Source organism: Streptomyces sp. NPDC023527 (genome assembly GCF_055560115.1).
Window position 1 is genome coordinate 73,840 of sequence record NZ_JBVHJJ010000001.1, and the last position, 23,996, is coordinate 97,835.

Genomic DNA, 23,996 nt, shown 5'->3' on the forward strand with positions numbered 1-23,996 from the left:
CGAATCAGCCCGTCCGGCGTTTGAGGACGCGCCGGCGGGGCGCCCCCCGCCGCAGGCGGCGAAGGGCGAACCCCAGGGGGAGCCGCTACGGCAGGGCCAGCATCCGCTCCAGCGCCAGCTTGGAGAAGCTCGCGACCTCCGGGTCGACCTCGATGCGGTTGACGACCTTGCCGTCCGCGAGGGACTCCAGCGCCCACACCAGGTGCGGCAGGTCGATCCGGTTCATCGTCGAGCAGAAGCAGACCGTCTTGTCGAGGAAGACGATCTCCTTGTCCTCCGCGGCGAACCGATTCGCCAGACGCCGTACGAGGTTGAGCTCCGTGCCGATGGCCCACTTGGAGCCGGCCGGGGCGGCCTCCAGCGCCTTGATGATGTACTCCGTCGAGCCGACGTAGTCCGCCGCCGCCACGACCTCGTGCTTGCACTCGGGGTGCACCAGCACGTTGACGCCCGGTATGCGCTCGCGCACGTCCCGCACCGACTCCAGCGAGAAGCGGCCGTGCACCGAGCAGTGCCCGCGCCACAGGATCATCTTCGCGGCCCGCAGCTCCTCGACGGTCAGCCCGCCGTTGGGCTTGTGCGGGTTGTAGAGGACGCAGTCGTCCAGGGACATGCCCAGGTCGCGGACGGCGGTGTTGCGGCCCAGGTGCTGGTCGGGGAGGAAGAGCACCTTCTCGCCCTGCTCGAAGGCCCAGTTCAGGGCCCGCTCGGCGTTGGAGGAGGTGCAGATCGTGCCGCCGTGCTTGCCCGTGAACGCCTTGATGTCGGCCGAGGAGTTCATGTACGAGACGGGGACGGTCGCCTCGGCGATGCCCGCCTCGGTCAGCACGTCCCAGCACTCCGCGACCTGCTCGGCGGTGGCCATGTCGGCCATGGAGCAGCCGGCGGCCAGGTCGGGCAGGACGACCTGCTGGTCGGGGCCGGTCAGGATGTCCGCGGACTCGGCCATGAAGTGCACACCGCAGAAGACGATGTACTCGGCGTCGGGCCGGGCGGCCGCGTCACGCGCGAGCTTGAAGGAGTCGCCGGTGACGTCCGCGAACTCGATGACCTCGTCGCGCTGGTAGTGGTGGCCGAGCACGAAGACCTTGTCGCCGAGCTTCGCCTTGGCCGCCCGGGCGCGCTCCACCAGGTCCGGGTCGGAGGGTGCCGGCAGGTCGCCGGGGCACTCCACGCCGCGCTCGCTCTTGGGGTCGGCCTCGCGGCCGAGCAGCAGGAGGGCGAGCGGCGAAGGGGAGGGAGCCTGGAAGTCCAAGGGCTGGGCGGTGGTCACGTCACGCACCCTTTCTGTTTCTGCGGACGGCCGGTAGGGCCTTGTCGTCAAGTTGACGCTATCTATCATAACCGCTTCACGTCAGTTTGACGATGGCCATTGCGTCGATGTGACACATTCCCGATCGGGCGAACGGTGTGCGAGCATGAAAGGCGGAAGTACTACGCCAGGCCCGGAATGAATCCGGGAGACCGGCGGTTGCAGCCGAGGGCAAGCAGTCCGCACCAAACCCGGGAGTGAAGCAGATGTCCGTTCAGGACGAGAAGACCACTGTGAGCGACGGCATCCTCCTGTCCGACGCCGCCGCCGCCAAGGTCAAGAGCCTGCTGGAGCAGGAAGGCCGTGAGGACCTCGCCCTGCGCGTCGCCGTCCAGCCCGGTGGCTGCTCCGGCCTGCGCTACCAGCTCTTCTTCGACGAGCGCGCGCTCGACGGTGACGTCGTCAAGGACTTCGACGGCGTCAAGGTCGTCACCGACCGCATGAGCGCCCCGTACCTGGGCGGCGCCTCCATCGACTTCGTCGACACCATCGAGAAGCAGGGCTTCACGATCGACAACCCCAACGCCACGGGCTCCTGCGCCTGCGGCGACTCCTTCAGCTAGCCCAAGGCCCGGCCGTATCGGCTGCGCGCACGGCGAAGGCGGCGATCCTCTCCACGAGGGTCGCCGCCTTCGCCGTTGTCACCGGCCGTAGCCGGTCACTTCCCCTGCTTCTCCGACACGGTCTTGCCGGTCGCCGCGTCCACGACCTCCCGGTCGCCCAGCGGCTCGTCCAGCTCCACCGTCAGCTCGTACCGCTTGGCCATCATCACGCAGGACCGGCCGGGCTGCTTCTCGGTGCCGGTGACCTTCACCTTCACCACGTCGTCCGACTGCTCGGCGGTCGCCGCGTAGTCGTTGCAGACCCCGCCCCAGAAGTGCAGCACCAGCTTCTTGCCGTCCTGGGTGTACGACTCCACGTGCGCCGGCGTCGTCTTGGCGCTCGGCGAGGGCTTGCCCGACGGCTCCTTCGTCCCCGGGGCACCGGCGTCCGGCTTCGCGATGAACTTCGGGTCCACCGCGGGCTGGACGACCGCGACCGTGCCGTCCTTGTCCGTCGCGCCGGGCATCCGCACCTGGAAGAGCCACGACGGCACCAGCGCCTGCCGACCCCGGACGTAGTGCGAGGCCAGCACGTAGGAGGCGCCGCTCACCGTCGCCGGCCCGGTCGCCGGCGCCTTGCCCGGGCAGGGCACCGTGCCGTCCCGGCCGCCCTCCCGGCCGTCCTCGCCGTGCGGGACCGCCGACGCGCAGCCACCGACGGAGACCTGCGGCGCGGTGTCGGAACGGCCCTTGTTCAACTGCGTCAGCGCCTCGTCCGCGTTGATCAGCGGATAGTCGGCACCCTTGACCGGTGACTGCAACTGCCCGGCGCCCCCGACCAGTTGCCCGTCCGAGCCGACCTCCAGCCGGGTCTGCCAGCCGTAGGTGGACGTGCCGTTCAGGACGGGGTCGGCCACGACGGTCCGTACGGCGCCGAAGAGCTCGCGCGCCTGCGTCTTCGCCCCGCCCTGTCCGAGCGCCTTGAGCACGGGCGCGGCGGCGTCCCTGGCCTTCTCCTCCGACACGGGGTCGCCCTGGCCCGAGCCCTCCCGCAACTGCGGGCAGCTCACAGCGGCCGCGGGGTCCGGGCCCAGGCCCTTGTCCAGTCCCTTCGCGGGGTCTCCGCCCGGCCGTGGTGCGCACCCCGGGCCGCCCGGCGTCCCGTACCGCGCGAACGACCAGTTGCCCGGCCCCTTCCGGTTCACCTGGAGCGTCGGCTCGTCCCGGCCCGGCGCGCCGCCGACCCGCCAGACGTCCTGCTCCAGCCGGGGCGCCCCCTGCACCGACAGCGCCTTGGCCAGCGAAGCGACCTCGTCCCGCGTCACCTCGTCCCTGGGCAGGAACACCGGCGCCGTCCGCGGCCCCTTCGGCAGCCGGCCCTCGGCCCGGTAGCGCACGCCGTTCGGATTCGGCTCACCGACCGCGATGCCCTGCGGAGAGCCGCCCTGGCGATGGCCGTCCAGCGCGAGAGGCGGGGGAGAGCCGTCACCGCCCGGCGCGCCCGAGGTGTCCGATCCCTTGCCGTCCGCCGCCACGGAGGCCCAGTACGCGCCCCCGCCACCGGCCAGCAGGACCGCCGCCGCCACCGATACGACCGCCAGCCGCGGACGCCGCCGCGGCCCCTGGCGATCGGGGGTGCGATCGGGGGTGCTGTCCGGCGTGCCGCCCTCGGTGCTCACCACATCGCTCCTTTACTCCGCTCAATGTGTACTGCCGTGTCCCCCGAGAGGGGGACACCGCTTGGACGGAGTGCGGGAGCGAGCGGTTCCACCAGTCCTCAGTCGCCGTACTCCGACATGCCGTCGAGCAGCCGCGCCGAGGTCGGGGGCACCGACACCCCGTGGATGCGCGACGGCGGTACGGGCGCGGGAACGGCCGGTACGGCCGCGGCGCCGGCCCAATGCGGGGCCATTCGGGCACACAGGCCCCGCAGCTCCTCCAGGGTTTCGGGCTCGGTCTCGGGGAACGTGACGTCCTTCACATGGTTCGGCATACCGGCACCGTACGCATCACACGGCACAGCGAGAAAGGGCTACTATTTGGTAATTTTGTCCGGTCGATGGCTGGATCCGAACCCAGGTACGAGAACCGGACCCGGTAGCGTGGTGTGGCTTTTCCTGTTTCCGTCCCCTGTCACCTCGCCCCGCAGGAGCAGACCCGTCGTGCGTATCGCTGTCACCGGCTCCATCGCCACCGACCACCTGATGACCTTCCCCGGCCGTTTCGCCGATCAGCTCGTGGCGGACCAGCTGCACACCGTCTCGCTGTCCTTCCTCGTCGACGAGCTCGAAGTGCGCCGCGGCGGTGTCGCACCCAACATCTGCTTCGGCATGGGCGTCCTGGGCCTGCGCCCGATCCTCGTCGGCGCCGCCGGTGCCGACTTCGCCGACTACCGCGCCTGGCTCGACCGGCACGGCATCGACACCACCTCGGTCCGCATCTCCGAGGTCCTGCACACCGCGCGCTTCGTCTGCACGACGGACACCGACCACAACCAGATCGCGTCCTTCTACACCGGCGCGATGAGCGAGGCCCGCCAGATCGAGCTCCAGCCGGTCGCCGACCGCGTCGGCGGCCTCGACCTGGTCCTGATCGGCGCGGACGACCCCGAGGCGATGATCCGCCACACCGAGGAGTGCCGCTCGCGCGGCATCGCCTTCGCGGCCGACCCCTCGCAGCAGCTGGCCCGCATGGACGGCGACGACATCCGGGTCCTCGTCGACGGCGCCACGTACCTCTTCACCAATGAGTACGAGAAGGCCCTCATCGAGTCCAAGACCGGCTGGACCGGGGACGAGATCCTGGCCAAGGTCGGCACCCGCGTCACCACGCTGGGCGCGCGGGGCGTGCGCATCGAGCGCGCCGGCGAGCCGACGATCGAGGTCGGCTGCGCCCAGGAGGAGGCCAAGGTCGACCCGACCGGCGTCGGCGACGCCTTCCGCGCGGGCTTCCTCGCGGGTCTGACCTGGGAACTCTCCCTGGAGCGCGCGGCCCAGCTGGGCTGCATGCTCGCCACGCTCGTCATCGAGACCCTGGGCACCCAGGAGTACGAGCTGCGGCGCGGCCACTTCATGGAGCGCTTCACGAAGGCGTACGGCGACGAGGCGGCGGCGGAGATCCAGGCGCACCTGCGCTGACGTCGCTCGGCGGCTGAACCGCCGTTTCGTCCTCGATCGCCGGACGGGCTCGGTTTCCGCCGGTCCGGGCGGCAATCAGCCCGTCCGGCGATCGAGGACACCGCCGCGAAGCGGTGGTCACGTCAGGCGCGGCGCCGCACCGTATAAGCCGTGCCCCGATCGGACGGGTGTTCCCCCACATACTCCTGCGCGCGCATCTCACACCACGCCGGGATGTCCAGCCGCGCAGCCTCGTCGTCCGACAGGACCGTCACCGTGCCGCCCACCGGCACATCCGTGATCGCCTTCGCCAGGTCGATCACCGGGATGGGGCACCTCTTGCCGAGGGAGTCGACGACCAGGTCCGGGGCCGGGGCCGGGGCCTCCGCGCCGTTGGAGTGCGAAGGGGCACCCAGTGCGTCCCGCACCGTGCGGACCGCCTCCGGGAGGACCTCCAGGAAGCGGTCCACGTCCGCCTCCGTCGTGCCCGTCGGCAGCGACACGCGCACATTGCCCTCCGACAGCACCCCCATCGCCTTCAGCACATGGCTCGGGATCAGCGTGCTGGACGTGCACGAGGAGCCCGAGGAGACGGAGAACCCGGCCCGGTCCAGGGCGTGCAGCAGCGTCTCACCGTCGACATACAGACACGAGAACGTGACCAGATGCGGCAGCCTCCGCACCGGGTCGCCGACCACCTCCACATCCGGTACGAGCTCCGGCACCCGCGCCCGGATCCGCTCCACCAGCCCCCGCAGCCGCGCCGCCTCGGCCGCCGCCTCCTGCCGCACGGCCCGCAGCGACGCGGCCGCCGCGACGATCGCGGGCAGGTCCGGGAAACCCGGCGCGCGCCCCGACTCCCGTTCGTCCGCCGGTCCCTGGGCCGCGAACCGCACCCCCTTGCGCACGGCGAGCAGCCCCACCCCGGCCGGGCCGCCCCACTTGTGCGCACTCGCCGTCAGCAGCGACCAGCCGCCGTCGACCGGGCCCCAGCCGAGCGACTGCGCGGCGTCGACGAGCAGCGGCACGCCCGCCGCCCGGCACTCCTCGGCCACCTCGGCCACCGGCTGCTCGGTGCCCACCTCGTGGTTGGCGGACTGGAGCGCGGCCAGCGCCGTGTCGGGGCGCAGGGCCGCCGCGTAGGCGCCGGGCGCCACCCGGCCCGTACGGTCCACGGCCACCTCCGTGATACTGCCGCCGGCCGCTTCGAGGGCCGCCGCCGACTGCAGGACGGCGGAGTGTTCGACGGCCGACACCACCAGATGGCGGCCGACGCGCCGGCGGCCGGCGAGGGCGCCGGCGATGCCGTCGTGCAGTGCGCGGGTACCCGAAGGGGTGAACACGAGCTCGTCCGGGCGGCAGCCCACCGACTCCGCCGCGGCCTCGCGCGCGGCGTCCAGCAGCAGCCGGGCGCGCCGGCCCTCGCGGTAGAGCCGGGCGGGGTCCGCCCAGCCCTCGTCGAGGGAGGCCAGCAGCGCCTGGCGGGCGACGGGGTGCAGCGGGGCGGCGGAAGCGGCGTCGAAGTAGGGCACACACGAACGCTAACGCGCCCGCGCGCGGGGCGGCGGGGGCGGCGTCGCGGGCGCTCGGGGACCCCGCCGATCCGGCCTCGCGGCGGGGGGTCGTAGCCCGGTCGCCGGGCGGCCATGTGCGCAGGTCGCACGCTGCTCTGACGGTCCGCCGGATGCCCTCCGGAGCCCTTGATTCCACCCCTTCGGGGAGTGGCCCGGCGCGTTGGGCACCCTCCCCGCGCGACCCCAAATAGCGTCCAGTAGGGTTTGGTCCGCATAAACATCCAAACCCCTGCCCGCAGCGGGCCGGCGACCGACCAGCGAGACGGCCGCAGCCGGCCGCACGGGCGAGACTCTCGGGAAGGCGCTACGTGAGTCCCAACGGCTCCGACCGCTCGTCGCGGCGCCCGGTGCGGCGGAAGCTGCTGCAGGCGCTGGCCGCGGGCGCTGTCCTGGCGACCGCCTCCGGTTGCACATATAAGGACTTCCCCCGCCTCGGAATGCCCACTCCCGTCACGGAAGAGGCGCCGCGGATCCTCTCCCTGTGGCAGGGCTCTTGGGCCGCCGCCCTCGTGGTCGGCGTCCTGGTATGGGGCCTGATCATCTGGAGTGTCATCTTCCACCGGCGCAGCCGGACCAAGGTGAAGATTCCCCAGCAGACCCGGTACAACATGCCCATCGAGGCCCTGTACACCGCGGTCCCGATCATCATCGTGTCGGTGCTCTTCTACTTCACCGCGCGTGATGAGAACAAGCTCCTGACCAACCCTGACAAGCCGCAGCACGTCGTGAACGTGGTCGGCTTCCAGTGGAGCTGGGCGTTCAACTACATGGAGGACGTCGACGGCAACTCGGCCACTCCCGCGAAGCCGCTCCGTGAGAACAAGGAGCTCGACGCGATCCCGGACCGGTTCCTGCAGAAGGCACCGCAGGGTGCCGAGGGCGTCTACGACGTGGGCATCCCGGGCGACCGGAACCCGCAGACCGGCAACCCCGGCCCCACGCTGTGGCTGCCCAAGGGCGAGACGGTCCAGTTCGTGCTCACCTCGCGGGACGTCATCCACTCCTTCTGGGTGGTTCCGTTCCTGATGAAGCAGGACGTCATCCCGGGGCACACCAACAGCTTCACGGTGACCCCGAACAAGGAGGGCACCTTCCTTGGCAAGTGTGCCGAGCTCTGCGGCCAGGACCACTCCCGGATGCTCTTCAACGTCAAGGTCGTCTCTCCTGAGCGGTACAAGGCGCACCTGAAGGAGCTGGCCGCCAAGGGCCAGACCGGTTACCAGCCGGCGGGTATCGCGCAGACGGATCACGCGAAGAACGCGGAGACCAAGAACAAGTGAGCATCCTCAACGAACCCCAGGGTGCCGCCGCCGCGACGGCCACGGCAGCACCACCCGTACGCCAGAAGCAGCCCGGTAATCAGGTGATCAAGTGGCTCACCACCACTGACCACAAGACCATCGGCACGATGTATCTGGTCACGTCGTTCGCGTTCTTCTGCATCGGCGGCCTGATGGCGCTGCTCATGCGCGCCGAACTCGCTCGTCCCGGCACGCAGATCATGTCGAACGAGCAGTTCAACCAGGCGTTCACGATGCACGGCACGATCATGCTGCTGATGTTCGCGACGCCGCTGTTCGCCGGATTCGCCAACTGGATCATGCCGCTGCAGATCGGCGCGCCCGATGTGGCGTTCCCGCGGCTGAACATGTTCGCGTACTGGCTGTACCTCTTCGGCTCGATCATCGCGGTGGCCGGCTTCCTCACCCCGCAGGGTGCGGCCGACTTCGGCTGGTTCGCCTACTCCCCGCTGTCGGACGCGGTCCGCTCGCCGGGCGTCGGCGCCGACATGTGGATCATGGGTCTGGCCTTCTCCGGCTTCGGCACGATCCTCGGTTCGGTCAACTTCATCACCACGATCATCTGCATGCGCGCTCCCGGCATGACGATGTTCCGCATGCCGATCTTCACCTGGAACGTGCTGCTGACCGGTGTCCTGGTCCTGCTCGCCTTCCCGGTGCTGGCCGCCGCGCTGTTCGCCCTGGAGGCGGACCGTAAATTCGGTGCGCAGGTCTTCAACGCGGCCAATGGTGGCTCGCTGCTGTGGCAGCACCTCTTCTGGTTCTTCGGACACCCAGAGGTGTACATCATCGCGCTGCCGTTCTTCGGCATCATCTCCGAGGTCATCCCGGTCTTCTCCCGCAAGCCGATGTTCGGTTACTGGGGTCTGATCGCGGCCACGATCTCCATCGCCGGTCTGTCGGTGACGGTCTGGGCGCACCACATGTACGTCACAGGTGGCGTGCTGTTGCCCTTCTTCTCCTTCATGACCTTCCTGATCGCGGTCCCGACCGGTGTGAAGTTCTTCAACTGGATCGGCACCATGTGGAAGGGCTCGCTGTCCTTCGAGACCCCGATGCTGTGGGCCGTCGGCTTCCTGATCACCTTCACCTTCGGTGGTCTGACCGGCGTCATCCTGGCCTCGCCCCCGATGGACTTCCACGTCTCCGACTCGTACTTCGTCGTCGCGCACTTCCACTACGTCATCTTCGGCACCGTGGTGTTCGCGATGTTCTCCGGCTTCCACTTCTGGTGGCCGAAGTTCACGGGCAAGATGCTGGACGAGCGCCTGGGCAAGATCACCTTCTGGACGCTGTTCGTGGGCTTCCACGGCACGTTCCTGGTGCAGCACTGGCTGGGTGCCGAGGGCATGCCGCGCCGCTACGCCGACTACCTGGCGGCGGACGGCTTCACCACGCTGAACACCATCTCGACGATCAGCTCGTTCCTGCTCGGTCTGTCGATACTGCCGTTCATGTACAACGTGTGGAAGACCGCCAAGTACGGCAAGAAGGTCGAGGTCGACGACCCGTGGGGCTACGGCCGCTCGCTGGAGTGGGCGACCTCCTGCCCGCCGCCGCGGCACAACTTCCTCACCCTGCCGCGGATCCGTTCCGAATCCCCGGCGTTCGACCTGCACCACCCGGAGATCGCGGCGCTGGAGCTCGAGGAGAACCTCGGCGCCTCGGATGAGAAGGCCCTCGCGGGTGGCAAGGAGGCCGGCAAGTGAAGATCCAGGGCAAGATGTTCATCTGGCTCGCCGTCTTCGTCCTCGCCATGGCGATCGTCTACGGCGTGTGGTCGAAGGAGCCGGCCGGTACGACCGCGCTCTTCCTGGCCTTCGGCCTGTGCATCATGGTCGGCTACTACCTGGCGTTCACCGCGCGCCGGGTGGACGCCGGCGCTCAGGACAACAAGGACGCGGACGTCGCCGACGACGCCGGTGAGCTGGGCTTCTTCGCCCCGCACAGCTGGCAGCCGCTCTCCCTGGCCATCGGTGGCGCGCTCGCCTTCATGAGCATCTGCTTCGGCTGGTGGCTGATGTACTTCTCGGCCCCGGTCATCGCGATCGGCCTCTTCGGCTGGGTGTTCGAGTTCTACCGCGGCGAGAACCAGAACCAGTAGGTTCCACCGCACCGAGCGAAACGGGCCCCGCACACCATCCGGTGTGCGGGGCCCGTCGCGTGGCGCCACCCGTTCGGCGCCACCCCGGAAGCCGTGGCCCGCGAACGTCCCTACGGTGTGACCATGAGTCACTCACCTCGAGGCCGCACGGCGCTGACCTGCGCCCTGCTGCTGACCCCCCTGGGGCTGGGGGTCAACGCGTGCGGCGGCTCGTCCAACCCGCTGGCCGACAAGCCCTACGACGCCACCGGTCAAGTCGAACTCAGCGGTGCCGACGGGGGACGGAAGGCCGATCCGACCAAGCCCCTGGAGGTGAAGGCCAGCGGCGGCGACCGGATCACGGACGTCACCGCGACGGACGCCGCCGGCCGCTTCGTGAAGGGCGAGCTGGCAGCCGACGGGCGCGCCTGGCACAGCACCGGCGCGCTCGCCGCCGGGGCGCACTACACCGTGCGCGTCAGCGTGGAGGACGAGGACGGGGCCCAGGGGCGCCGGACGGTCGGTTTCGACACCAGCGCGGCCGACCGGCTGCTGCGGGTCGCCTTCGGCCCGCAGAACGGCACCTACGGCGTGGGACAGCCCATCACCGCCGAACTCAGCGCCCCGGTCCAGGACCCCGCCGCCCGGGCCGTCGTCGAGCGCGCCCTCAAGGTCGACGCGAAGCCCTCCGTGGAGGGCGCCTGGCACTGGGTGGACAACCGGACCCTGCACTACCGCCCCAAGGAGTACTGGCCCGCCCACGCCACCGTCGGCGTCCGCTCCGGCCTGGACGGCATCAAGGTCGCCGGGGGCCTCTACGGCGGCGCCTCCAAGCCGCTCAAGCTCACCTTCGGCGACCGCGTCGAGGCCGTCACGGACGCGGCCGCCCACAGCATGACGGTGTCACGCAACGGCCGCGAGATCCGCTCCATCCCGGTCACCACGGGCAAGCCTGGCTACGCCACCCGCAACGGGGTCAAGGTGATCCTCGGCAAGGAATCCTTCGTACGCATGCGCGGCACCAGCATCGGCATCGCCGAGGGCAGCGCGGACTCCTACGACCTGCCCGTCTACTGGGCGACCCGCGTCACCTGGAGCGGCGAGTACGTGCACGCCGCCCCCTGGTCCGAGGGCTCGCAAGGGGCCGAGAACGTCAGCCATGGCTGCACCGGCATGTCCACCGACAACGCCAAGTGGTTCTTCGACAACGTGCGCGTGGGCGACATCATCAAGGTCGTGGGCAGCGCCGGGACGACCATGTCGCCCTTCGACAACGGCTTCGGCGACTGGAACATGTCCTGGAGCAAGTGGCGCGAGGGCAGCGCCCTCAACGCCGGGAAGCGCGAGGGCAGCGACCCCGCCGACGCGGCCCGGCTGCGCCCGCGGTTGTAGCCGACCGGGGCCGGGGCGCCGCTCAGGCGTCCACGGCCCGCCTGCCGCGCAACAGCCCGGCCAGGGCGTCCGCGAACACCGCCGGGTCCAGCGGGTGCGTCACGGCCGCGTCCGCGCGGCTCCAGGTGGCCAGCCAGGCGTCCTGCGGGCGGCCCATGAGCAGCAGCACCGGGGGGCAGTCGAAGACCTCGTCCTTGAGCTGCCGGCAGACGCCCATGCCGCCCGCGGGCGCCGTCTCGCCGTCCAGCACGCACACATCGATCCGGCGCTCCTCCAGGGCCGTCAGGACCGCGGGCAGCGTCGCGCACTCCAGGTACTCCACCGGGGGGACGTCGGCCGCCGGGCGGTGCCCCGCCGCCAGCCGCACCTGCTCGCGGGTGCCCGCGTCATCGCTGTAGACCAGCACCGTGGCGGTCGGCTGCATCGTTCCTCCAGGCTTGTGGACGGGCACGGCTGTAGCGGGCGGGGCGGCGCGGCGGAGCGCACCGCTTGCGGCGGATGCTACTCCGCGGGCGCCGCGCCCGAGGAGATCCGGGAAGAACGGAAGCCTCCGAAAGGTCCGCCCGACGAGCCGTCACCAGGGCCCGTACCAGGGCTCCCGCAGGGCTGCGGAACCCCTCCTTCCCCCCTTTGGGGGATCCCCGCCTTGGGCCGTACGAGCAGGGCATACGGTCTTGACACACCGAACGGCACCCCCCGGAGTGAGCGCGAGATAAGCGACCGACATAATGTCGGTCGTGGCGACAGCAACAGCAGTAGATACCGGGCACGCGCACCCCTCGGTCAACCGGCCGAACCTCACCAGCGTCGGAACCATCATCTGGCTGAGTTCCGAGCTGATGTTCTTCGCGGCCCTCTTCGCGATGTACTTCACCCTGCGATCGGTCATGGGCGCCGACCATTGGAAGGAAATGGCGTCCGCGCTGAACCTTCCGTTCTCGGCCACCAACACCACGATCCTGGTGCTCTCCTCCCTCACCTGCCAGCTCGGTGTCTTCGCTGCCGAGCGCGGTGATGTGAAGAAGCTGCGCATGTGGTTCGTGGTCACATTCGTGATGGGTGCCATCTTCATCGGCGGCCAGGTCTTCGAGTACACCGATTTGGTCAAGAAGGACGGGCTCTCGCTCTCCTCCGACCCGTACGGCTCGGTCTTCTACCTGACGACCGGCTTCCACGGCCTGCATGTGACGGGCGGCCTGATCGCCTTCCTGCTGGTCCTGGGCAGGACGTACGCGGCCAAGAGGTTCACCCACCACCAGGCGACGGCGGCCATCGTCGTGTCCTACTACTGGCACTTCGTCGACGTGGTGTGGATCGGTCTCTTCGCCACGATCTACTTGATCAAGTAACCCGAAGATTTCGGTCCCGCACCGGACCATCAGTCCCGCATCGACGCAGAAGATCCTGACACCGGGGTAATCCGTGAAAAAGCTCTCCGCACGACGACGCCATCCGCTGGCGGCGGTCGTCGTCCTACTCTTCGCGCTGGCGGTAACCGGGGGACTGTACGCCGCGTTCGCGCCGGCGGACACGGCCAAGGCCGATGACAGCGCCCAGTCCCTTGCCATCGAGGAGGGCAAGAAGCTCTATTCCGTGGGCTGCGCAAGCTGCCACGGCACCGGCGGTCAGGGCACCACTGACGGCCCGAGCCTCGTCGGCGTGGGCGCCGCGGCTGTCGACTTCCAGGTCGCCACCGGCCGCATGCCGCTCCAGCAGCAGGGCGCCCAGGCGCCCAAGAAGCGCGCGATCTACTCGCAGGCCGAGATCGACCAGCTCGCCGCGTACATCGCCTCGCTCGGTGCCGGCCCCTCGGTCCCGACCAAGGATCAGTACAGCCCCGACGGCGCGGACATCGCCAAGGGCGGGGAGCTCTTCCGTACGAACTGCGCCCAGTGCCACAACTTCACCGGCAAGGGTGGCGCCCTCTCGAACGGCAAGTTCGCTCCGGACCTTGAGGACGTCGACCCCAAGCACATCTACGAGGCCATGCAGACCGGCCCGCAGAACATGCCTTCCTTCCCGGACACGACGATGTCGGAGAAGAACAAGAAGGACATCATCGCGTACCTCGACACGGTCAACAGCAGCAAGACGGAGAGCCCGGGCGGCCTCGAACTGGGCGGGCTCGGCCCGGTCAGCGAGGGTCTGTTCGCGTGGATCTTCGGTCTCGGTGCGCTGATCGCCGCCGCCATCTGGGTCGCCTGCCGGACCGCAAAGGCCAAGAAGTCATGAGTAGCCAAGACATTCCAGAAGAGACCCTGCCGAGCGCGCAGGGCGACGCACACGGCGGTGCCGTGACGCAGCAGGCCGGCGACCCGTTCGCCGATCCCGGCCTGCCGCCGCACGAGCACCGCATCCAGGACATCGACGAGCGGGCCGCCAAGCGTTCCGAGCGCGCCGTCGCGTTCCTGTTCCTGTTGTCCATGCTGGCCACGGTGGGGTTCATCGCCTCGTACGTGACCCTGCCGGTCGACAAGATCATCTACGTCTTCCCGATCGGTCACATCAGTGCCCTGAACTTCTCCCTGGGTCTGACCCTGGGCGTGGCGCTGTTCTGCATCGGCGCGGGCGCGGTCCACTGGGCCCGCACGCTGATGTCGGACGTCGAGGTCGCCGACGAGCGGCACCCGATCGAGGCCGACCCCGAGGTCAAGGCCAAGGTCATGGCCGACTTCCGGGACGGCGCGGAGGAGTCGGCCATCGGCCGGCGCCCGCTGATCCGCCGCACCATGTTCGGCGCGCTGGCGCTGCTGCCGCTCTCCGGCGTGGTGCTGCTGCGTGACCTCGGACCGCTGCCGGGCACCAAGCTCCGCAAGACCGCCTGGTCCGAGGGCAAGATGCTGATCAACCAGAACACCCTCCAGCCCCTGCGGCCCGAGGACATTCAGGTCGGCTCCCTCACCTTCGCCATGCCCGAGGGCCTGAAGGAGGAGGACCACGATTTCCAGAAGGAGATCTCCAAGGCCGCTCTGATGATCGTCCGGCTCCAGCCGGAGAACATCAAGGACAAGCGCGAACTGGACTGGTCCGCCGACGGCATCGTGGCGTTCTCCAAGATCTGCACGCACGTCGGCTGCCCGATCAGCCTCTACGAGCAGCAGACCCACCACGTGCTCTGCCCGTGCCACCAGTCCACCTTCGACCTCGCCGACGGCGGACGCGTGATCTTCGGCCCGGCCGGGCACGCCCTTCCGCAGCTGCGGATCAAGGTCAACGACAAGGGCTACCTTGAGGCCATGGGCGACTTCGCCGAGCCCGTTGGTCCTGCCTTCTGGGAGCGCGGATGAGTACTAAGACCGACAACAGGCGCAAGGCGCCCGCCGGTGAGCGGGTCGCCGACTGGGCCGACGGCCGGCTGGGCATCTACAGCCTCGCCAAGGCCAACATGCGGAAGATCTTCCCGGACCACTGGTCCTTCATGCTGGGCGAGGTCTCCCTCTACGCGTTCCTGATCATCATCCTCACGGGTGTGTATCTGACGCTGTTCTTCCACCCCAGCATGAACGAGGTCGTCTACCACGGCTCGTACGTCCCCATGCAGGGCATGCGGATGTCCGAGGCGTTCAAGTCGACCCTCGACATCAGCTTCGACATCCGTGGCGGTCTGCTCATCCGGCAGATCCACCACTGGGCGGCGCTGATCTTCCTCGCGGCGATGTTCGTGCACATGATGCGCGTCTTCTTCACGGGCGCCTTCCGCAAGCCGCGTGAGGTCAACTGGCTGTTCGGCTTCCTGCTGTTCGTCCTCGGCATGTTCACCGGCTTCACCGGTTACTCCCTGCCGGACGACCTGCTCTCCGGCACCGGTGTCCGCTTCATGGAGGGCGCGATCCTGTCCGTGCCGATCATCGGCACGTACATCTCGATGTTCCTCTTCGGTGGCGAGTTCCCGGGCTCGGACTTCGTGCCGCGCTTCTTCTCGATCCACGTCCTGCTGCTGCCGGGCATCATGCTCGGTCTCGTGGTGGCGCACCTCATCCTCGTCGTGTACCACAAGCACACGCAGTACCCCGGCCCCGGCAAGACCGAGAAGAACGTCGTCGGCATGCCGCTGCTGCCGGTCTACATGGCCAAGGCCGGAGGCTTCTTCTTCCTGGTCTTCGGCATCATCGCGGCCATCGCGGCGATCGCCTCGATCAACCCGATCTGGGCCATCGGCCCGTACCGGCCGGACCAGGTGTCCACCGGCGCCCAGCCCGACTGGTACATGGGCTTCGCCGAGGGTCTGATCCGTGTCATGCCGGGCTGGGAGATCAACCTCTGGGGCCACACGCTCGTCCTGGGCGTGTTCATCCCGCTGGTGATCTTCCCGCTGGTCCTGGGCGCGATCGCGGTCTACCCGTTCATCGAGTCCTGGGTCACCGGTGACAAGCGCGAGCACCACCTGCTGGACCGCCCGCGCAACGCCCCGACGCGCACCGGCTTCGGCGTCGCCTGGATCACCGCGTACTTCGTGATGCTGGTGGGCGGTGGAAACGACCTGTGGGCCACCCACTTCCACCTGTCGCTCAACGCCATCACCTGGTTCGTGCGGATCGGCTTCTTCGTCCTGCCCGTGCTCGCCTTCATCGCGACGCGTCGCATCTGCCTGGGTCTCCAGCGCCGCGACAAGGACAAGGTGCTGCACGGCCGCGAGTCGGGCATCATCAAGCGCCTGCCGCACGGTGAGTTCGTCGAGGTCCACGAGCCGCTCTCGCAGGACCAGCTGCACACCCTCACCTCGCACGAGCAGCCCAAGCCGCTCGAGCTCGGCCCCGAGGTCGACGAGAACGGTGTCAAGCGCAAGATCGGCAGCTCCGAGAAGCTCCGCGTGAAGCTCTCCAAGGGCTTCTACGGCGAGGGGACGCAGATCCCCAAGCCGACCGTGGAGGAGTACCAGGAGATCACCAGCGGCCACGGCCACCACTGATCCCCGCCCGACCGGCCCCGGCCGGTCACTGATCGCTGATCGCCACAGCGAGAGCCCCGTCCAGCTCCCCCAGCCAACGCTGGGAGGTGCCACCAGGACGGGGCTCTTCGCCGTCCCGGGGTCCTGGATAGGCTGGAGCGGCAGAGCCCCGGACGGCCGCGGCTCTCCGACCGACCACCAGGAGCGTGGACCATGAACGTTGTGACCCCGGCAGGCGGCGACAGCGCGGTGGCTCCCTCCTGGCCGGGTCTCCTGGACGCCCTGCTCGGCGGGATCGACCTGAGCGCGGACGACACCGCCTGGGCCATGGACCGCATCATGCGCGGCGAGGCCACCGACGCCCAGATCGCCGGCTTCGCGGTCGCGCTGCGCGCCAAGGGCGAGACCGTCGCCGAGATCTCCGGGCTCGTCCGGACCATGTACGCGCACGCCAACCTCATCGAGGTGCCGGGCCCCAGTGTGGACATCGTCGGCACCGGCGGTGACGGCGCCAAGACCGTCAACATCTCCACGATGTCCTCGATCGTCGTGGCGGGCACCGGCGCGAAGGTCGTCAAGCACGGCAACCGCGCCGCGTCCTCCGCCAGCGGCGCCTCGGACGTCCTGGAGAAGCTCGGCGTCAATCTGGACCTGACGCCGCGCCGGGTCGTGGAGGTCGCCGAGGAAGCGGGCATCACCTTCTGCTTCGCGGTGAAGTTCCACCCCTCCCTGCGCCATGTCGCCCCCGCCCGGCGGGAACTGGGCATCCGGACGACCTTCAACGTCCTGGGCCCGCTGACCAACCCCGCGAAGGTACGCGCCCAGGCCACCGGCGTCGCCGACGCCCGGATGGCCCCGATCCTGGCCGGGGTGCTCGCCGAACGCGACTCCTCCGCCCTGGTCTTCCGCGGCGACGACGGGCTGGACGAGCTGACCACCACCGCGACCTCCCGGGTGTGGATCGTCCGCGACGGCGAGGTCCGCGAGGAGCCCTTCGACCCGCGGGACGTGGGCATCGCGCTGGTCCCGGTGGAGGCGCTGCGGGGCGCCGACGCCTCGTACAACGCCGATGTCGCCCGTCGGCTGCTGGACGGCGAGACCGGGCCCGTACGGGAGGCGGTGCTGCTCAACGCGGCGGCCGCGCTGGTCGCCCTGGCCCCCACCGGCGCACCGCTGACGGAGCAGATCGCGGCGGGCATCGAGCGGGCCGCGGCGGCCATCGACTCCGGAGCGGCGAAGCGTTCCCTGGAGCGATGGGTCGCCGCGAGCAACGCGTGAGCGGCTGAGGAAGGGCGCGGTCCGCGATGCGGACCGCGCCTTGCGCCGTGATGATCGTGTGGCATGATGCTGCCAGGTCACGAGTGACAGCGACACGGCCCCGGCCCGCTGTCCGGCAACCCTCCTTCCGTGGCGGGGTGCCCCGGGTGATGACCAGGTCGCAGGCAGCGAGGTCTGCGGCAAGCGCGGATCCCTCGCCAGGGATCCTGGTTGTCGAGGGAGATCCTTCCGTGGTTCAGCGAATGCGTTAGGGCCTACGGCCCGTTCCCCGTCGACTCCGTGCGGTGCCCCCGTGCGTCGAGTCGGGATCCTCCGCACGCGCGGCGCGGCCGTGGCGTGCGCATACGCAGCTTTCCCCGCCTGTCGCCAGGAGAATTCGCCATGTCCGCATGCCCTGTCACCGCCCCGCCCGCCACGGCCCACGCCCCCCTGCCGGTCCTCGGACACGATGTTCGCGTGCCGCTCGTCACCGGCGGCGAGGTCACCTACGCGGCGCTCGACTACGCCGCCAGCGCGCCCGCGCTCCAGCGGGTGTGGGACGACGTGGCCGCGTACGCCCCCTACTACGGCAGCGTCCACCGCGGCGCGGGCTACCTCTCGCAGCTGTCGACCGACCTGTTCGAGAACAGCCGGGCCCAGGTCGCGGAGTTCCTCGGCTGCCGGGAGGACGACCAGGTCGTCTTCACCCGCTCGACCACCGATTCCCTGAACCTCCTCGCGGCCGTACTCCCCACCGGCTGCCGGGTGTTCGTCTTCGAGACCGAGCACCACGCCGCGCTGCTCCCCTGGCAGCTGCGTACGGACACGGAGGTGACCTTCCTGGACGCGCCGCGCTCGCCGCGCGAGGCGGTCGAGACCCTGGAGCGGGCCCTGGCCGACCGCGAGCCCTACGGCCCGGCCCTGGTCTGTGTGACGGGTGCGTCCAATGTGACGGGTGAGCTGTGGCCCGTACGGGAGCTGGCGGCGGCCGCGCACGCGCACGGCGCGCGGATCGTCGTCGACGCCGCGCAGCTCGCCCCGCACCACCCGGTGGACCTGGCCGAACTGGACGCCGACTGGATCGCCTTCTCCGGCCACAAGCTCTACGCGCCGTTCGGCGCCGGCGTCCTCGCCGGCCGCGCGGACTGGCTCCGGGGCGCGGCGCCGTATCTGGCGGGCGGCGGCGCGACGCGCCTCGTGGCACGGGGGGCCGACGGGGGAGTGGACGTCGAGTGGCACGAGAGCGCCGCCCGGCACGAGGCGGGCTCGCCCAATGTCATCGGCGTCTACGCCATCGCCTCCGCCTGCAAGGCGCTGACCGAGGCGGGCTTCGCCTCCCTCGTCGAGCGCGAGCGGCAGCTCGTCGCGACGGTCCGGGAGGGCCTCGCCCGGGTGCCGGGCGTGCGGGTGCTCTCGCTGTTCGGCGAGGACGCCCCGCGGGTCGGCGTGCTGTCGTTCGTGGTGGACGGCTGGAACAGCTCGCACTTCGCGGCGGCGCTCTCGGCGGAGTACGGCATCGGCGTCCGCGACGGCCTGTTCTGCGCCCACCCGCTCGTACGGACCCTCCTGGGCGGCGGGCGCGACGAACCGGGCGAGTGCGGGGCCCCCGACGAGGGCCAGTCGCTCAACGCCATCCGCGTCAGCTTCGGCGCGGGGACACCGGACGAGCACGTCGAGCGCTTCCTGCGGGCGGTGGAGGAGCTCGTACGGGACGGCGCGCGGTGGTCCTACCGGACGGAGGGCGGCCGCTGCGTCCCCGCCTAGCGGCGGGCCGGGTGGTGTCCGGGGTTCCCCCGGTGGGTTCACCGCTGCGCCGGGAGCGGGAGGCGGGGCCTCCGGCCGTTCACCTGGCGGCGGGGGCCTGCCGAGTCCGTCCGGGCACGGGGGGCATATCCGGTGGGGGTGCTCGCCGGTGCGGCGGGGTCTCGGCCGTCCGCCTGGCGGCGGGGACCTGCCGGGCCGGTCCGGTTCGGCACCGCCGGTCACGTTCGGCGGGGGTGCTCGCCGTTGCGGCGGGAAGGGGGGCGGGCTTCGGTCGTCCGCCGGAGGCGGGGTCCGCTGGCCTCGACGGTCGGCTCGCCTTTCTGCCGGGCAAGAAATATCCGCCGCGGCGGCGGGAGGAGGGAGCTGGGCTCCGGCCGTTCCGTCGGCGGCGGGCGTCTTGCCGGGCCTGTCCGGCCCTGGCGGTGGGGCCGCGTGGTTCGGCGGCGAGGGTCGGCTCGCCTTGCCCGCCGGGCAAGCCCGCCGCGATGGCGGCCCACCACGACGTCGGTGTTCGGCGGCGCCGAACCGGCCGGCCCGCAGGGCAGTCGTGCCACCCCGCCGGAGGCGGCTACGCGTCGAGGCCGATCGCGAACGCCGCCTCCAGGTCGTGCTGCGAATACGTGCGGAACGCGATGTGCGTCTCCGTCGAGGCCACGCCCGGGACCTTGCTGATGCGGCCCGGGATGACGTCCGCGAGGTCGTCGTGGCGGGCCACCCGCACCATGGCGATCAGGTCGTGCGCGCCGGTGACGGAGTAGACCTCGCTGACGCCCTCCAGCGCGGCGATCTGCTGGGCGATCTCCGGGATGCGGTCGACGTCGGTCTTGATGAGCACGATCGAAGTGATCACGGCTGGCTCCTATCGGGGGTCGGGGGGCGGCCCCCCGGGAGATCGCAGGCCCTCGCTCGGCCCGGCTGCGCCCTTCACTCTAACCGCACGTCTGTACCGGACCCACGCGTAGAGGAAGCCGAGCGAGAAGCCCACGACATGGGCCAGGTAGGCCACCCCGGGACGGTCGCCGGCGGTGCGGGCGGCCAGCCATTGCAGGGCGAACCAGAACACCAGGACCGCCCACGCGGGAAAGCGCAGCGGCAGGAAGAAGAGGAACGGGAAGAGGCTGGTGACCCGGGCCCCGGGAAAGAGGCAGAGGAAGGCGCCGAGCACGCCGGAGATCGCCCCCGAGGCGCCGACGAGCGTCTGCTCGGAGTGGGCGTGCGCGACGGCGTAGCCCAGCAGCGCCAGCACCCCGGCGGCGAGGTAGAAGAGGGCGAAGGGCACCCGGCCCATGCGCTCCTCGGCCATGGCGCCGAAGACGTAGAGGAAGAGCATGTTCCCCAGCAGATGCAGCCAGTTGCCGTGCACGAACAGCGCGGTGAGCGGGGTCAGCAGCTCGTGCGGCGTACCGCTCCACAGCTCCCGCGGCACCACGCCCCACTGCTCGAAGTAGGCGGTCTGCGCGGCCAGCAGCTCGACGCCGACGCCGTAGGAGGTGCTGAATCCGGACGCCGGCCCGAGGAGGAAGGCGAGGCAACAGACGCCGATGAGGGCATAGGTGACCACGGGTGTCGCGGTCGCGGGACCCTGGCGCGCTGCCGTTCCGCTCATGAACAGATCATGGCGTACCGGCAGCAAACCGCGCAGAGTGCCTCGCCGGTGCGCGGACGCGGGGCCGTCGTTCGGCCATCCGGGCACCGCGTGACCATCAGGACGTAGGGTTACGGGAAGCACACCCGCAGTTCGACGGCGCACCGCGGATCCGGAGCACACTTGACGAGGACGGACGGCGACACCATGGGCGTTCCCCAGCCGACGGCGGAGACCCGCTGGCGCTGCACGCTGTGCGGCAATCTGACCCGGTTCGATGTCACGCGTACGACCAAGGCTGTGGAGTACGTGCACCTCGACCTGGCCGGCGAGCCGCAGGTGGAGGAGCGCGATGTGGTCAGTGAGACGATCGAGTCCGTACGTTGCCGGTGGTGCAACGCGGTCGACCAGATCGAGCTGGTGGACCGGCCGGGCGCGAGCGCCTGAAGAACGGGAGCGGTGAACGGTGGTTGAGCACGCAGGCGGCACGGACGCGGCCGGTGGACCCGACGACACCGGTGGGGCCGACGGTGTCGCCGAGGTGCTCGACCGCCCGCTGCCCGAGGGCGTCCGGCGCCGGGTCGTCGGGCTCGTCGCGGAGGCGTTCGGGGGCCTGACGGTGGCCGAACTGCCCGCCGCGCTGCGCCAGTACGCCCGCTTCACCCCCAGCCGCCGGGCCAAGTTCGGGGGCAACGCCATGGCCGCCGCCGTGGAGAACGACGCCTCCTTCCGGCAGCGGATCTCCGCCCGGCTGCGGGAGACGGGCTCGGAGCTGGCCGAGGCGCTGGACGCCGGGTCGCCGCCCGCGGCCGCGGACCCGGAGGACGTGGCGGCCATGGCCTATGTGCTGCGGCCCGCCGGCTGGGTCAAGCTCGTCACCGCCGCCGGCGAGGAGGCGCAGCGGGCCAGCGCCGAGCGGGCCGGCGAGGAGGCGCAGCGCGAGCTGCGCCGGCTGCGCGAGGAGCTGGCCGAGGCGCGCGCCGAGTCCCGCGCCGAGACCGAGCGGGTCCGCTCGGAGCTGGAGACGGCGCGCAGGGAGGCCGACGCGCTCCAGCGCAAGCTGCGCAGCGCGCTCAGCGACGTGCGGCGCGGCGAGGCCGCGCTGCGCAAGGCGGAGGGCGAGCTGGAGAGCGTACGGGCGGCCGCGGCGGCCGAGAAGGCGGCGACCCTCGGCGAGGTGCGCCGGCTCAAGGCGCGGCTGGCGGAGGCCGACGCGGCGCTGGAGGCCGGCCGGCGGGCGGTCCGCGAGGGCCGCAGCGTGGAGGACATGCGGCTGCGGCTGCTGCTGGACACCGTCCTGGACGCGGCGCAGGGGCTGCGGCGCGAGCTGGCGCTGCCGCCGGCGTCCGTGCATCCCGCGGACACGGTGGACGCGGTCGAGCCGGGCCGTATGACGCCCAAGGACATCGCCACCCGCGCCCTGTCGGAGACCGACCCGGCGCTGCTGGACCAGCTGCTGGCGCTGCCCCAGGCGCATCTGGTGGTCGACGGTTACAACGTCACCAAGACCGGCTATCCGACGATGCCGCTGGACAAGCAGCGGCTGCGGCTGCTGGGCGGCCTCGCGATGCTGGCCGCGCAGACCGGCGCGGAGATGACGTGCGTCTTCGACGGCGCGGAGCTGGCGGCGCCGGTGCTGCTCGCGCCGCCGCGCGGGGTGCGGGTGCTGTTCAGCAAGCCCGGGGTGACCGCGGACGAGCTGATCCGGCAGCTGGTGCGGGCCGAGCCGCCGGGTCGGCCGGTCGTGGTGGTCTCCACCGACCGCGAGGTGGCCGACGGGGTCGCCAAGGCGGGTGCGCGGCCGGTGGCTTCGGCCCTGCTGCTCAAGCGGCTCGCGCGCACCTGAGCGCTTCCTGAGGGCGCCACAGGTACCGGAGCGTCAAGTTCCCCTTACCCACCGTGTCGTGTTGGTAAAGGATGTGCGCATGGGACGAGATTTTGCTCATGATGATTTGAACGGATCATACGGAGGTCACTAAGGTCGGGCCTCGAACCTTCGCGCGGTCGATCGTCCATTCGGGATGTCGGCGAAGGTCCCGCCGAACCGCGGACTCCGCGCGCCAGGCGGTCGAGGAAGAAGGAGCTCGTCTCCGTGGCGTCCCACCGTCGACCCAAGCAGCCGGGCCGCACCCGGGTGACCGTGCTCACCGCGACCGCCGCCGCGGCCGTCGCCCTGTCGGCCCAGGCCGCGCACGCCGACCAGCCCTCCAAGGCGGACGTCAAGGCCAAGGTCGACAAGCTCTACGAAGAGGCGGAGCAGGCCACCGAGAAGTACAACGGGGCCAAGGAGAAGCAGGAGAAGCTCGACGAGCAGGTCGGCGACCTCCAGGACAAGGTCGCCCGCGGCCAGGAGGAGCTCAACAAGCTCCGCAACAGCCTCGGTTCGGTGGCCACCGCGCAGTACCGCAGCGGCGCCATCGACCCCTCCCTCCAGCTGATGCTCTCCTCCGACCCCGACTCCTTCCTGGACAAGGCGTCCACCCTCAACCAGCTCAGCGCCCGGCAGGCCGACACCCTCAAGCAGATCACCGAGAAGCAGCGCACGCTCAAGCAGCAGCGCCAGGAGGCCACCGGCAAGCTCAAGGACCTGGCCGAGACCCGCAAGGCGCTGGGTGAGAAGAAGGACGAGGTCCAGGGCAAGCTCTCCGAGGCCAAGGAGCTGCTGAACACCCTCACCGCCAAGGAGCGCGCCGAGGTCACCGGCGACGACGCCAAGGACGGTGCCAAGTCCGGCGGCGACCGCGCCGGCCGCGCCGGGAGCAGCCGCCCCGACCTCGGCAAGGACGTCCCCACCTCGGGCCGCGCCGCCGCCGCGCTCGCCGCCGCGCAGGGCAAGATCGGCTCCCCGTACGTATGGGGAGCGACCGGCCCGGGCTCCTTCGACTGCTCCGGCCTGACCGGCTGGGCGTACGCGCAGGCGGGCGTCACCCTGCCCCGCATCTCGCAGGACCAGGCCAACGCCGGCACCCGCATCTACGACCAGAGCCAGCTCAAGCCCGGCGACCTGGTGCTCTTCTACGGCGACCTGCACCACATAGGTCTCTACGCGGGCAACGGCATGACCCTGCACGCCCCGAAGCCGGGCGCCAATGTGCGCTACGAGTCCATGGGCAACATGCCCTTCCAGTTCGGTGTGCGCATCGGCTGATGTCATTGGGCCGAATGGCTGAGCCGCCGCTCGT

At 70.6% G+C, this 23,996-nt stretch carries 22 protein-coding genes and 1 riboswitch; of the genes, 15 read left to right on the forward strand and 7 right to left on the reverse strand.

The features are described 5' to 3' along the window. Window positions 1–85: 85 nt before the first annotated feature. Complete coding sequence (gene nadA / locus ACZ303_RS00335) at window positions 86–1,273, reverse strand: quinolinate synthase NadA (protein WP_467333459.1); 1,188 nt, start codon at window positions 1,271–1,273, stop codon at window positions 86–88. 245 nt (window positions 1,274–1,518) lie between these two features. Between nadA and erpA the strand changes: the two genes are divergently transcribed. Beyond that, window positions 1,519–1,875, forward strand: a complete 357-nt coding sequence (gene erpA / locus ACZ303_RS00340; RefSeq protein ID WP_467333461.1) for an iron-sulfur cluster insertion protein ErpA — start codon at window positions 1,519–1,521, stop codon at window positions 1,873–1,875. Window positions 1,876–1,970: 95 nt separating this feature from the next. On the opposite strand, the gene ACZ303_RS00345 is transcribed toward erpA, so the two are convergent. Beyond that, window positions 1,971–3,533 carry a hypothetical protein gene (locus ACZ303_RS00345; RefSeq protein ID WP_467333463.1) on the reverse strand — a complete coding sequence of 521 codons (1,563 nt, stop codon included), beginning with the start codon at window positions 3,531–3,533 and terminating at the stop codon, window positions 1,971–1,973. 98 nt (window positions 3,534–3,631) lie between these two features. Next, window positions 3,632–3,847, reverse strand: coding sequence for a hypothetical protein (locus ACZ303_RS00350; RefSeq protein ID WP_467333465.1), 216 nt, complete (start codon window positions 3,845–3,847; stop codon window positions 3,632–3,634). A 169-nt stretch (window positions 3,848–4,016) separates the two neighbouring features. Here ACZ303_RS00350 and ACZ303_RS00355 point away from each other — a divergent pair, with 169 nt between their 5' ends. Beyond that, complete coding sequence (locus tag ACZ303_RS00355) at window positions 4,017–4,991, forward strand: carbohydrate kinase family protein (RefSeq protein ID WP_467333467.1); 975 nt, start codon at window positions 4,017–4,019, stop codon at window positions 4,989–4,991. Between the two features lie 122 nt (window positions 4,992–5,113). Here the strand turns inward: ACZ303_RS00355 and ACZ303_RS00360 are convergent, their stop codons facing one another. Then, window positions 5,114–6,502, reverse strand: coding sequence for an aminotransferase class V-fold PLP-dependent enzyme (locus ACZ303_RS00360; protein ID WP_467333469.1), 1,389 nt, complete (start codon window positions 6,500–6,502; stop codon window positions 5,114–5,116). A 350-nt stretch (window positions 6,503–6,852) separates the two neighbouring features. Between ACZ303_RS00360 and ctaC the strand changes: the two genes are divergently transcribed. The 4 genes from ctaC (at window position 6,853) to ACZ303_RS00380 (ending at window position 11,320) form a co-directional block, all read left to right on the forward strand. Then, window positions 6,853–7,824 carry an aa3-type cytochrome oxidase subunit II gene (gene ctaC, locus ACZ303_RS00365; protein ID WP_467333471.1) on the forward strand — a complete coding sequence of 324 codons (972 nt, stop codon included), beginning with the start codon at window positions 6,853–6,855 and terminating at the stop codon, window positions 7,822–7,824. Next, window positions 7,821–9,554: an aa3-type cytochrome oxidase subunit I gene (gene ctaD / locus ACZ303_RS00370; RefSeq protein WP_215080579.1), complete on the forward strand. Its 1,734-nt coding sequence runs from the start codon at window positions 7,821–7,823 to the stop codon at window positions 9,552–9,554. Before ctaC ends, ctaD begins: the two co-directional genes overlap by 4 nt. After that, a complete protein-coding gene (locus ACZ303_RS00375; RefSeq protein ID WP_467333475.1) occupies window positions 9,551–9,949 on the forward strand; it encodes a cytochrome c oxidase subunit 4 in 399 nt (132 codons plus the stop codon). The genes ctaD and ACZ303_RS00375 overlap by 4 nt, the downstream gene beginning before the upstream one ends. 123 nt (window positions 9,950–10,072) lie before the next feature. Beyond that, entirely contained in the window at window positions 10,073–11,320 is a 1,248-nt protein-coding gene (locus ACZ303_RS00380; protein ID WP_467333477.1) for a L,D-transpeptidase, read from the forward strand. 22 nt (window positions 11,321–11,342) lie between these two features. Here the strand turns inward: ACZ303_RS00380 and ACZ303_RS00385 are convergent, their stop codons facing one another. Beyond that, window positions 11,343–11,744 carry a response regulator transcription factor gene (locus ACZ303_RS00385; RefSeq protein WP_467333479.1) on the reverse strand — a complete coding sequence of 134 codons (402 nt, stop codon included), beginning with the start codon at window positions 11,742–11,744 and terminating at the stop codon, window positions 11,343–11,345. A 304-nt stretch (window positions 11,745–12,048) separates the two neighbouring features. On the opposite strand from ACZ303_RS00385, the gene ctaE reads away from it, so the two are divergent. From ctaE to ACZ303_RS00415, 6 genes are all read left to right on the forward strand, one after another. Next, window positions 12,049–12,669, forward strand: a complete 621-nt coding sequence (gene ctaE, locus ACZ303_RS00390) for an aa3-type cytochrome oxidase subunit III (protein ID WP_215080583.1) — start codon at window positions 12,049–12,051, stop codon at window positions 12,667–12,669. A 73-nt stretch (window positions 12,670–12,742) separates the two neighbouring features. Further along, window positions 12,743–13,552 (forward strand): cytochrome bc1 complex diheme cytochrome c subunit, encoded by an 810-nt coding sequence (gene qcrC / locus ACZ303_RS00395; protein WP_467333482.1) that lies wholly within the window; start codon window positions 12,743–12,745, stop codon window positions 13,550–13,552. Continuing rightward, window positions 13,549–14,607: a cytochrome bc1 complex Rieske iron-sulfur subunit gene (gene qcrA / locus ACZ303_RS00400; RefSeq protein ID WP_467333484.1), complete on the forward strand. Its 1,059-nt coding sequence runs from the start codon at window positions 13,549–13,551 to the stop codon at window positions 14,605–14,607. Before qcrC ends, qcrA begins: the two co-directional genes overlap by 4 nt. Beyond that, the gene (gene qcrB, locus ACZ303_RS00405) at window positions 14,604–16,229 is read left to right on the forward strand and encodes a cytochrome bc1 complex cytochrome b subunit (RefSeq protein WP_467333486.1); all 1,626 of its coding nucleotides are present in this window, start codon (window positions 14,604–14,606) and stop codon (window positions 16,227–16,229) included. The genes qcrA and qcrB overlap by 4 nt, the downstream gene beginning before the upstream one ends. 192 nt (window positions 16,230–16,421) lie before the next feature. Beyond that, the gene (gene trpD, locus ACZ303_RS00410; protein WP_467333488.1) at window positions 16,422–17,486 is read left to right on the forward strand and encodes an anthranilate phosphoribosyltransferase; all 1,065 of its coding nucleotides are present in this window, start codon (window positions 16,422–16,424) and stop codon (window positions 17,484–17,486) included. A 75-nt stretch (window positions 17,487–17,561) separates the two neighbouring features. Next, a riboswitch (SAM riboswitch) is annotated at window positions 17,562–17,678 on the forward strand. Between the two features lie 189 nt (window positions 17,679–17,867). Beyond that, window positions 17,868–19,229, forward strand: coding sequence for an aminotransferase class V-fold PLP-dependent enzyme (locus ACZ303_RS00415; RefSeq protein ID WP_467333490.1), 1,362 nt, complete (start codon window positions 17,868–17,870; stop codon window positions 19,227–19,229). A gap of 568 nt (window positions 19,230–19,797) precedes the next feature. Here ACZ303_RS00415 and ACZ303_RS00420 read toward each other — a convergent pair. Continuing rightward, on the reverse strand, window positions 19,798–20,079 hold the full coding sequence (locus ACZ303_RS00420) for an Lrp/AsnC family transcriptional regulator (RefSeq protein ID WP_467333492.1): 282 nt from the start codon (window positions 20,077–20,079) through the stop codon (window positions 19,798–19,800). A 9-nt stretch (window positions 20,080–20,088) separates the two neighbouring features. Then, window positions 20,089–20,835, reverse strand: coding sequence for a rhomboid family intramembrane serine protease (locus ACZ303_RS00425; protein WP_467333494.1), 747 nt, complete (start codon window positions 20,833–20,835; stop codon window positions 20,089–20,091). 186 nt (window positions 20,836–21,021) lie between these two features. Between ACZ303_RS00425 and ACZ303_RS00430 the strand changes: the two genes are divergently transcribed. The 3 genes from ACZ303_RS00430 (at window position 21,022) to ACZ303_RS00440 (ending at window position 23,962) form a co-directional block, all read left to right on the forward strand. Next, window positions 21,022–21,261 carry a hypothetical protein gene (locus tag ACZ303_RS00430; RefSeq protein WP_467334574.1) on the forward strand — a complete coding sequence of 80 codons (240 nt, stop codon included), beginning with the start codon at window positions 21,022–21,024 and terminating at the stop codon, window positions 21,259–21,261. Window positions 21,262–21,355: 94 nt separating this feature from the next. After that, complete coding sequence (locus ACZ303_RS00435; protein WP_467334575.1) at window positions 21,356–22,660, forward strand: NYN domain-containing protein; 1,305 nt, start codon at window positions 21,356–21,358, stop codon at window positions 22,658–22,660. Window positions 22,661–22,906: 246 nt separating this feature from the next. Beyond that, window positions 22,907–23,962, forward strand: a complete 1,056-nt coding sequence (locus ACZ303_RS00440; RefSeq protein WP_467333496.1) for a C40 family peptidase — start codon at window positions 22,907–22,909, stop codon at window positions 23,960–23,962. Window positions 23,963–23,996 lie beyond the last annotated feature (34 nt).